9 protein-coding genes are annotated in these 9,624 nt (G+C 60.2%); 8 read left to right on the top strand and 1 reads right to left on the bottom strand.

Translation table 11 applies throughout. From position 1 onward, the window contains the following. Window positions 1–108: 108 nt before the first annotated feature. From AC11W3_RS20675 to AC11W3_RS20640, 8 genes are all read left to right on the top strand, one after another. On the top strand, window positions 109–1,482 hold the full coding sequence (locus tag AC11W3_RS20675; protein ID WP_484088298.1) for an alginate export family protein: 1,374 nt from the start codon (window positions 109–111) through the stop codon (window positions 1,480–1,482). A gap of 4 nt (window positions 1,483–1,486) precedes the next feature. Next, window positions 1,487–1,741: a FeoA family protein gene (locus AC11W3_RS20670; RefSeq protein WP_484088297.1), complete on the top strand. Its 255-nt coding sequence runs from the start codon at window positions 1,487–1,489 to the stop codon at window positions 1,739–1,741. After that, window positions 1,738–1,965 (top strand): FeoA family protein, encoded by a 228-nt coding sequence (locus AC11W3_RS20665; RefSeq protein WP_484088296.1) that lies wholly within the window; start codon window positions 1,738–1,740, stop codon window positions 1,963–1,965. The genes AC11W3_RS20670 and AC11W3_RS20665 overlap by 4 nt, the downstream gene beginning before the upstream one ends. Further along, entirely contained in the window at window positions 1,962–4,202 is a 2,241-nt protein-coding gene (gene feoB, locus AC11W3_RS20660; RefSeq protein ID WP_484088295.1) for a ferrous iron transport protein B, read from the top strand. The genes AC11W3_RS20665 and feoB overlap by 4 nt, the downstream gene beginning before the upstream one ends. A gap of 1 nt (window position 4,203) precedes the next feature. Continuing rightward, a complete protein-coding gene (locus AC11W3_RS20655; RefSeq protein WP_484093683.1) occupies window positions 4,204–4,332 on the top strand; it encodes a FeoB-associated Cys-rich membrane protein in 129 nt (42 codons plus the stop codon). Window positions 4,333–4,608: 276 nt separating this feature from the next. Next, window positions 4,609–4,806, top strand: coding sequence for a rhodanese-like domain-containing protein (locus AC11W3_RS20650; RefSeq protein ID WP_484088293.1), 198 nt, complete (start codon window positions 4,609–4,611; stop codon window positions 4,804–4,806). A gap of 338 nt (window positions 4,807–5,144) precedes the next feature. Beyond that, window positions 5,145–5,795 carry a phosphatase PAP2 family protein gene (locus tag AC11W3_RS20645; RefSeq protein WP_484088292.1) on the top strand — a complete coding sequence of 217 codons (651 nt, stop codon included), beginning with the start codon at window positions 5,145–5,147 and terminating at the stop codon, window positions 5,793–5,795. 250 nt (window positions 5,796–6,045) lie between these two features. Further along, on the top strand, window positions 6,046–6,492 hold the full coding sequence (locus AC11W3_RS20640; RefSeq protein ID WP_484088291.1) for a hypothetical protein: 447 nt from the start codon (window positions 6,046–6,048) through the stop codon (window positions 6,490–6,492). Window positions 6,493–6,733: 241 nt separating this feature from the next. Here AC11W3_RS20640 and AC11W3_RS20635 read toward each other — a convergent pair whose 3' ends face one another. After that, window positions 6,734–8,989, bottom strand: a complete 2,256-nt coding sequence (locus AC11W3_RS20635) for a Tex family protein (RefSeq protein WP_484088290.1) — start codon at window positions 8,987–8,989, stop codon at window positions 6,734–6,736. Between the last annotated feature and the right edge of the window lie 635 nt (window positions 8,990–9,624).

The raw sequence follows: 9,624 nt of genomic DNA, 5'->3' as shown, positions 1-9,624 counted from the left end.
GGGGCAGGCTGGATGAGAAAAGTGTCGCTACTGTTAAAGTTATAATGAAACACGGACGAAAGACAGAGAGTGGAAGTCGTCCAGCTAAGAGTTAGACAGGAGGAGTGGATGTTCAAGCAGATGTTGGCGGGATTGTCGTTGTCGGTTTTGGTGGTCGGGTCCGCACTGGCCCATGAGCCGGTGGAGGGTAAGGAAAGTACTGCGGATCACGTCGACCCCGGGCTGGCGGCGGTCCCGGGTCCCCCCGCGGTAGAGACGCCGGAGGCGCAGACTGCCCTGGAGTACAAATTCGGGGTGAACGGCTTCCTCAGGGGCGAAGGTGTCGGGAACTTCCGTCTTTCCGATTTCAGCTACGCACCGAAGCATTCAGAAGGGCGCTTTCTCTACCGCATCAAGCCTTACGCCTTCTGGCACCCGACCGACTACCTCGACCTGCACATAGAGGGGCAGGGATACGGTTTCAAAGGGGGCCGCTCCGATGACAGCCAATTCTCCCTCTATCAGGCATATCTGGAGGCCAAGCTCCCCAACAGCAGCCTCCTGTCGCTCAAGGGCGGACGGCAGGAGTTCAGCTACGGCTCCAACTTCTTGCTTGGCCCCGACTCCTTCTACAACGGACTTACCTTCGACGGCGGAAGGCTCAGAGTGCAGCCTATGGATTCGTTTACCGTGGACCTTCTGGGGGGCTACTATGCCGGGCCTCAGGCAGACGGCGTGAAGGGCAACCTCTCCGGCGCCTATGCCACCTGGGCGATCTCCGACGGCAACGGTGTCGAGGCATACTTCCTGCGCGACACCGGTTCCAAGGAGACCCATGCCGGGGAAGAGCTGAAGAGCTACGGTCTGCGCGGCACGGCGAAGTTCGGAGCCGTCTCCCTCGAGGTCGAGCCGGTCTTTCAGAACGGCGAGTTCTTCAATGCCAACACCGGCAGCAACGATGACATCAGGGCCTTCGGGGGGCACGCCGATATCACAACGGAGTTCGATGTGGCAGGGCTGCACCAGAAGACTTGGGGCGGGTTCGCCGCCGGTTCCGGAAGCCGGAGCGCAGCCGAGGGGGGCTCCTCGAAGTACCAGTTCCGCAATCCCAATAACGACACGTCCATCGTCGGCGACATGAACGTCTTCGGTGACCTCTCCGGGGTCGACGTGGCCGGTCACCACGCGAGCGGTCTGCAGATCTACACTCTCGGCTGGGGGATCGACCTCACCAAGCAGCTGAACCTCTCCGCGACCGGCCACTACTTCCGGGCCTCTGCGGTCGAGAGCGGCCTCAGCAGGAACCTCGGCCTGGAGACCGACTTCACCCTGACCTACAGCTTCCTGGACAACTACTCGCTGCTGCTGGGTTACGACCACCTCTTCACCGGTTCCTTCTTCGAAGGCGCCTCCGGGAGAAGCGACGACATCCACTATGGATACGCGATGCTCCAGTTCAACATTGAGAAGGCGAAGCTTAAGGCCCCGAAGAAAGGAGTGTAGCACCATGATGCCATTAGCACTGCTAAGCGCCGGGGAGTCCGGGGAAATAATCGCCATCAGGGCCGCCAAGGTTCCGACCTGCACAGGGGAACAGGGACGGTGCGACAGCCGCGTTGAGGACCTGGGGCTAAGGGTGGGGTGTACGGTGGAGATGCTCAATAATGCAACTGGGCCGGTGCTTTTGAAGGTGGGCGAATCGAGGATTGCCGTCGACCGCAGCCTGGCCATGAAGATAATTATCAAGGAGGCAGCGCGATGAATCTGGCAGGGCTCAAGCCTGGACAAAAGGGAAAGATAACCGCCATCGGGTCGGTGGGACCGCTCAAGAGAAGGCTCCTTGACATGGGTGTGCTGGTGGGGGAGATGGTGAAGGTCGAGAAGGTCGCGCCGATGGGTGACCCGATCGAGGTGCGGATCAAGAGCTACAGCCTGTCGCTTCGCAAAAGTGAGGCCGAGGCCATTGGCGTGGAGGTGGTGGGGTGAAGGCCGAGGTCAGTAGAACCGAAGTAGCAGAGGCAGGGGATGAGCTCCTGAAACGGGGAATTCTTCACCCGGTGGAGAAGCGGACCATCACGGTGGCTGTTGCCGGCAATCCCAACTGCGGGAAGTCGACCCTGATCAACGCCATCGCCGGCAGCAGACTCCATGTCGGCAACTGGGCGGGCGTTACGGTAGAGAAGAAGGAAGCCTCCTTCGACTACCGGGGGACCAAGATCCGGCTGGTGGACCTGCCCGGGACCTACTCTCTCTCCCCCTACACCCAGGAGGAGATCATCGCGCGGGACTACCTGGTCCACGAGCGCCCCGACCTGATCGTCAACGTGGTCGACAGCACCAACCTGGAGCGAAACCTGTACCTCACCGTGCAGATCCTGGAGCTCGGCATCCCGGTGCTGCTGGCCCTGAACATCTTCGATGAGGCCGAGGCCAAGGGCTTCGCCATCGACGTGAAGGGGATCGAGCAGATGCTGGGGGTGGTGGCTGTTCCGACCTCGGCCATCAAGAAGACCGGACTCGACGAGCTGCTGCAGGCGGTGATCGACACGGCCAGGCACGGTGAAGAGCGGGCGCCGCGCGAGCTCAGTTACGGGGTGGATATCGAGATGGCGGTCACCACCATGGGCGAAGCCCTCAAAAACGGCGGGGCCGATCTGTTGGAGAAATACCCGCGGCGCTGGCTGCTGCTGAAGCTCCTGGAGCAGGACAGCCACGTCCTGGAGGAGACCGGGTTCGACCATGCCAGCGGCATTGAGATGGCGCTCCACCACCTTAAGAGGGGACACGGCGAGGACATCGAGTCGATCATGGCCGAGGCCCGCTACGGGCTGGCTTCGGGACTGACCCGCGAGGTGCTCCGCAAGCCGGAATTGAAGAAGACCGAGCTTACCGAGAAGATCGACCGGGTGGTGCTGAACCGCTTCCTCGGCATCCCGATCTTCCTGGCCGCCATGTGGCTGGTATTCAAGCTGACCTTCGACCTCTCCAAGCCCTTCGGGGACTGGATCAACGACATGGCCGGAGGCCCCTTCAAGCACTGGGCCACCATCGTGCTCGGCGCCATCGGCGCCCCCGACTGGACCGTCTCGCTGGCCACCGAAGGAGTCATCTCCGGCGTCGGATTCGTGCTGGTCTTCGTGCCGGTCATCTTCCTGATGATGTTCTTCATCACCTTCCTGGAGGGAAGCGGCTACATGGCCCGTGCGGCCTTCGTCATGGACCGCGCCATGCACTCCATCGGCCTGCACGGCAAGTCCTTCATCCCGATGCTGCTCGGTTTCGGCTGCAACGTCCCCGGCATCTACGCCACCAGGACGCTGGAGAATCCGCGTGACAAGGCGCTCACCGCCCTGCTCATCCCGCTCATGTCCTGCGGCGCAAGGCTTCCGGTGTACGTACTCTTTGCCGGCGTCTTCTTCCCGGCCAGCTCCGGGACCGTCATCTGGTCGCTCTACGTGATGGGGATCGTGCTGGCCATCACCATGGGGATGATCTTCAAGAAGACCCTCTTCCGCGGGGAGGCGCCGATCTTCATCATGGAGCTGCCGCCTTACCGGATGCCCTCCTTCCGCAGCCTGTGCCTGCACACCTGGGAGAAGGGGAAGCACTTCCTGATCAAGGCAGGCACCTATATCTTCGCGGTCTCCATCATCGTCTGGTTCCTGCTGAACCTCCCCTGGGGCGTCCAGCACAAGAAGGACTCCTACCTGGGCCAGGCTGGCCAGGTGATGGCGCCGCTCCTCTCACCGCTCGGTTTCGGCACCTGGCAGGCGGCCTCCTCCCTCATCACCGGAGTCATCGCCAAGGAGATCGTGGTAGGGACCATGGGTGAGATCTACGCACCGAAGAAGGAAGAAGAGAAGAAGATTCCTCCCTTCACCGAGGACTTAAAGGAAGTAGGGACCTCGTTCGGGAAGGCGGTGAAGGAGTCTGTCAGCAACGTCGTTTCCACCGTCGGGATCTCCACCCTGTCGGCCGAGGAGAAGGAGGACCGCTCCACCCTGAAGGCGACGATCCGCCAGGATTTCAACCCGCTCAAGGCCTACGCCTTCATGGTGTTCGTGCTCCTGTACATGCCTTGCGTGGTCGTCGCCATCGCCATGCGGCAGGAGTTCGGCTCCTGGAAATGGTTCGGGGTAGCCTTCGCCTATCAGACGGCGCTGGCTTGGGGAATGTCGTGCCTGGTTTTCCAGGTCGGAACACTGCTTGGATTGGGAGGGTAAGATGGGATTTTCGGATTATCTGATTGCTGGTGGTCTGCTGAGTTTAGCTTTTTATATTCTCTATCGCTCGGTCTGGAAGAAGAAGGGCCACTGCCACGGCTGCAGCTGCGACGGCGGGGGGTGCAAGTAGGAAAACCTTCTGCCACGGAGGCACGGAGGAAATCTGAGAAGGCTAAACCTTTCAACACTAAGGGACCGAGACTCCAGAGAGAGCCTGAAGCCTTGTACCCAAGACAACAGTTTGGTTTGATTTTCTCCGAAGTTCTCCGTGTCTCCGTGGCAAATGGGTTATGGTTTTGCCCTGCCTTGACAAGGAACCGATCTTATCTATGATTTTGCCTGATGCAGCCATCCCGAAGAGCATCCTGGTGGCAATTCAAAGGCATCAGCTTGAGGAGGTCAAGGTATGGATACCACACCGCGTATAAGCCCCGGGGAGGCTCGGGAAAGGGTGCAGTCGGGGAAAGCCGTCCTTGTCTGCGCCTATGATGATGACCAGAAGTTCAACTCGTTGCACCTCGAGAACGCACAGTCCCTGCGGCAGTTCCACCAGGCGGAATCGTCCATTCCCAAGGACAAGGAGATCATCTTTTACTGCGCCTGACCGAAGGAAGCCACGTCCGCCAGTTTGGCGGCGAAATACATCGAGAAGGGCTACAAGAATGTGAAGGCCATCAGGGGGGGAGTCGAGGCCTGGAAAGAGGCAGGATTCAAGCTCGTTTAGCTTGATCTCCATAACGATGCCACGAGAGGCGGCCTTCACAAGCCGCCTCTTGTCTTTCAAGGTGACGGCCTCCTCGCTGGCACCGTCCCCCCGCCTCATCCTGCCGCGGCATCTTCCCCGGCCCCCGCAACAACTCTTAACCCATTTTAAGACTTTCCATTGGCAACCAACTATGATACCTATGCCGATGCGAATCCCATCTTTCCACGAGGTGCTTCTTGAACGATAATCGCGCCATGACTTGGTGGATTGCCGGCACTTTATTGCTGACGCCGCTTATCGTCATTTGCGTCAGGTTTGTGGATGTGCCTGTGGCACTCTTCGTAAAAGAGCATCTCTACAGCAATGCCAAGTGGTCTTCGTTGACCTCGGAACTGCCGGACCTGCTCCTGGTGGTAGTGCTGTTGACGACCTTCCTTGCCGTCTCGCTCTATGTCGTCCGGAGCAAAAAGGGCATCTACGATGTGCTGACTTCATTCGCGAAGCTGGTCAGCTGGTCGGCGCCGGTTTCCTACCTCGTGAAGAGCGTGCTGAAGTTCAGCTTCGGGCGGATCAACACCCGCACCTGGCTCCGTAGTCCTGATCAGTACGGGTTCCACTGGTTTCATGGGGGGGGCGGTTTCGATGGATTTCCCTCCGGCCACATGCTGGTCGTCGTCACACTTTTAGCCGCCCTCTGCCGTTTCTACCCGAGTAGCCGCACCTTCTGCGCCTGCATCTCCCTTCTGCTGGGCACGGCCCTGGTCGCCACCAACTACCACTTCCTGGGCGATGTCGTCGCGGGCGCTTATTTCGGATTGCTGACCGAACGTGTCCTCTACCGGATGCTGCTAAACGAGCCGCGCGAAGTCGGATTTACCGCTATTTAACGGTGACTTGCCGGCCTTCACGACCGGCTGGCAAGCGGACTCCGGCCTCGGGGCGGCAGCTTTTTCCCTTGCATCTTCGGGAAAAATCCCTTATATTTCAACAACACATCGCCACATCATTAAAGCAGAATCGACGGGTACAAAAAACTAGATGCGGGAGCGGTTGCACCCGCTTGATAATACGCATCAGCAGGGGTTTAGCCGCAGCGGTTAAACCCTTTTTGTTTCAGCACCAGGTCGAGGGGGTCTAATGGAGAGAAGAGCAGTATCCGCAGGAGACACGGTCGAGTCACAATGCACGCGCTGCAAGGCGCTTTTGAATCACACTGTCGTGGCAATGGTGGCGGGGCAGGTGGTAAGGGTGAAATGCAACACCTGCGGCAGCGAGCACAATCATCGTCCCGCCAAGGAAGCGAAGGTTGCCGCTCCCAAGGGAGCGAAGGTTGAAAAGGCGGCTAAGACGCCGCGCGCCAAGGCCGCCAAAGCGCCGGTCATCTCTGACGAGGAGATCTGGGAGGAAATGATCAGGCCGCACGATCCCGATCTCGCCATCCCCTACAGCATGGACGGGAAGTTCCGTACCAACAGCCTCCTCACTCACCCCACTTTCGGGATGGGGGTGATTTCCTCGGCCCAGTCCGGGAAGATCGAAGTCGTTTTCAAGGCAGGGCGCAAGCTGCTCAGAACCGCCTGCTGATTACTCCAGCCTCTCCCTCCCCGGTCAAGGGGAGGGAGAGGCTGATCAATCCTTATTCCTCAGTCATCAACACGGCAGATCCCCAAACTGACAACAGCGTCCTCCGCCGTCGAAACGTCACCCTGCTAGGCTACTGGCGAACGTCCCCTGCTACCTAAAGTGGCGAAACGTCCCATGCTACTCAAAGCGGCGAAACGTCCCCCCCTTGATAAAGGGGGGGCAGGGGGGGATTTGCACCGACTCACTTCCTCACTCTGAATCCAGCCTTCTCCCAACCAGATTTCTCAGAGACCGGCTCCTTCGGCCTTTCTTTCACCGCAGTTTTTTGAGCCTTCTCCGGCTCGGCCTGCTTGATCGACAGCGAGATCCTCTTGCGCTCCGGGTCCGCCGAGAGCACCTTCACCTTGACGATCTCCCCGACCTTGACCGCCTCGTTCGGATCCTTCAGGAAACGGTGCGAGAGCTGGCTTACGTGCACCAGCCCGTCCTGGTGGACGCCGATATCGACGAAGGCGCCGAAGGCTGCGACGTTGGTCACCACCCCCTGCAGGATCATCCCCTCCTTCAGGTCCTCGATGGTCGAGACGTCGTCGCGGAAGCTTGCGCTCTTGAATTCGTCGCGCGGGTCGCGCCCCGGCTTTTTCAGCTCGTTGAGTATGTCCTTCAGGGTCGGGAGCCCGACCTCGTCGGTGACATAACGCTGGATCTTGATGCCTGCCGACAGTCCGGGATCAGCCACCAGTTGGGCCACCGTCACGCCCAGGTCCTCGGCCATCTTCTCGACCACCGCATATTTCTCCGGGTGGACGGCGGTGTTGTCGAGAGGGTTCTCGCCCCCCCTTATCCTCAGGAATCCCGCCGCCTGCTCGAAGGCCTTCGGGCCGAAGCGTGGCACCTTGAGCAGCGCCTGCCTGGTGGCGAAGGCCCCGGTCTCGTCACGGTGCCGCACGATGGCGCGCCCCTGGCTTTCCGAGATACCGGCGACGTAGGAGAGGAGCGCCCACGAGGCGCTGTTCAGGTCGACACCGACGAAGTTGACGCAGGACTCGACCACGGCGTCGAGGGCCTTCTTGAGCAGGGACTGGTTCACGTCGTGCTGGTACTGGCCCACGCCTATGCTCTTCGGATCGATCTTCACCAGTTCCGCGAGAGGATCCTGCAGCCTGCGCCCGATGGAGATGGCACCGCGGATGGTGAGATCCAGTTCGGGGAATTCCTCCCTGGCGATCTCGGAGGCTGAATAGATGCTGGCGCCGGCCTCGTTGACCATCACCGTCTCCGCCTTGACCCCGGCCTTCCTGAGCGCCTCGCGCACGAAGATCTCGGTCTCCCTTCCGCCTGTCCCGTTTCCGATGGCGATCAGCCGGCAGTCATGCCGCTCCACCAGCTTGATCAGTTCTCCACCGGCCGCGTCCGCCTTGGCCCCTCCCGTGTGGGGGTAGATGGTGGTGTGCTCGAGGAAGCGCCCGGTCTCGCTGAGTGCCGCCACCTTGCAGCCTGTTCGCAGCCCCGGGTCGACGCCCAGGACGCGCCTGCCGCCTGCCGGCGGGAGGAGGAGGAGGTTCCTGAGGTTCTGCGCGAAGACGGCGATCGCCGCCTCGTCCGCCCGGGTCTTGGCCTCCAGCCTCAGTTCGACCTCGATGGAAGGGGCGATCAGGCGGTTATAGGCATCGGTGGCCACCCCCTCCAGGATGCCTCTGAAGATGCTTTGTCCCTTGATCAGCCTGAGGCGCATCCGCTCCAGGATCTCATCCTCCGGGGCCTGCAGGACCAGCCGCAGCACCGACTCCTTCTCGCCCCGCCGCATCGCCAGCATGCGGTGGGATGGCATCGATTTCATCGGCTCCTGGTAGTCGTAGTACATCTTGTACTTGCCTGCAGTGTCGATTCCTTCGCCGAGGAGGGTGGAGGCGAAGATACCCTCCTCACGGGTAAGGTCGCGCACCAACCCGCGCAGGTCGGCGTCCTCGCTCAGCCTTTCGGCGAGGATATGGCCGGCGCCCTCGATGGCCGCCTCGGCGTTGGCCACGCCCAGCTCTTCATTGATGAAAGGGGCGGCGACCTCGGCGGGAGCTCCGGTCGTCACCTGCTGAGCCGCGATCAGCTCCGCCAGAGGTTCCAGTCCGCGCTCTTTGGCTATGGTCGCCTTGGTTCTCCGCTTCGGCTTGTACGGCAGGTAGAGGTCCTCGAGCTCGGTCTTCTTCCGGCAGCTAACGATGCGGACCCGGAGCTCGTCGGTCAGCTTCCCCTGTTCCTCTATGCTCTTGAGGACGGTAAGCTTTCGCTCGGCCAGTTCGCGGTGGTAGGAGAGGAGGTCCTCGATCTGGCGGATCTGCACCTCGTCCAGTTCGCCCGTCTGCTCCTTTCGATAGCGGGCGATGAAGGGAACGGTCCCGCCGTCATTCAACAGGGCCACCGTCTGCAGCACTCCCGCACGCGGCAGCCCGCTCTCCTCAACTATGGTCGCAAGTATCTGCGGATTGTCTGTGATTGCCACTGATTCTCTCCTTTTATAGCTACTTTCTCTTACATTCAGAGAAAGACGTCTTGCCCCCGTCAAACGAAGGAAACTCTCCCATCTATCCTTTGAGAGGAATCACTCCTGCTCCGTCCTTTAAAGAAGGAAGCGTTCTTGCTCTCCCCTTCGAACAAAGGAGCTCTCTTGCTCCCCCTTTTGAACAAAGGAGCGCTCTTGCTCCCCCCTTTTGAACAAAGGAGCGCTCTTGCTCCCCCCTTTGAAAAAGGGGGGCGGGGGGGATCTCTCCCATTTTAGCAGCAGCTTCAAATCCCCCTAAATCCCCTTTTTTCAAAGGGGGACTTCGCAACCTTGCTGTAGAGGCGGCCCTCGCTAGTGCTTCCGCTTTCGGCCGCAGGAAAGGGACGTCTTTTCTCCCACCTTTGCAGATGGCGCCCGCGGGCGGGCTATACTTCCTACACTCTTTGCGCCGGCCGGGCAAGTGTTTCGGGATGAAAATGTCCTAATAGTGCTGTCGTGTCGGGAGGGTTACTGGCACAGGCGCGGACAGTGAAGGATAAAACTGAATTGACCGGACTGTGGGAATCAGCTATTCTGAGCGAATTTCAGCATAAAGGGGCTTTCTATGCCGCGTCCCACCTGGGATGAGTATTTCA

Source organism: Geomonas sp., assembly GCF_056994735.1.
Note: the sequence above shows the minus strand (reverse complement) of the source record. Positions and strands in the feature narration are given on the sequence as shown.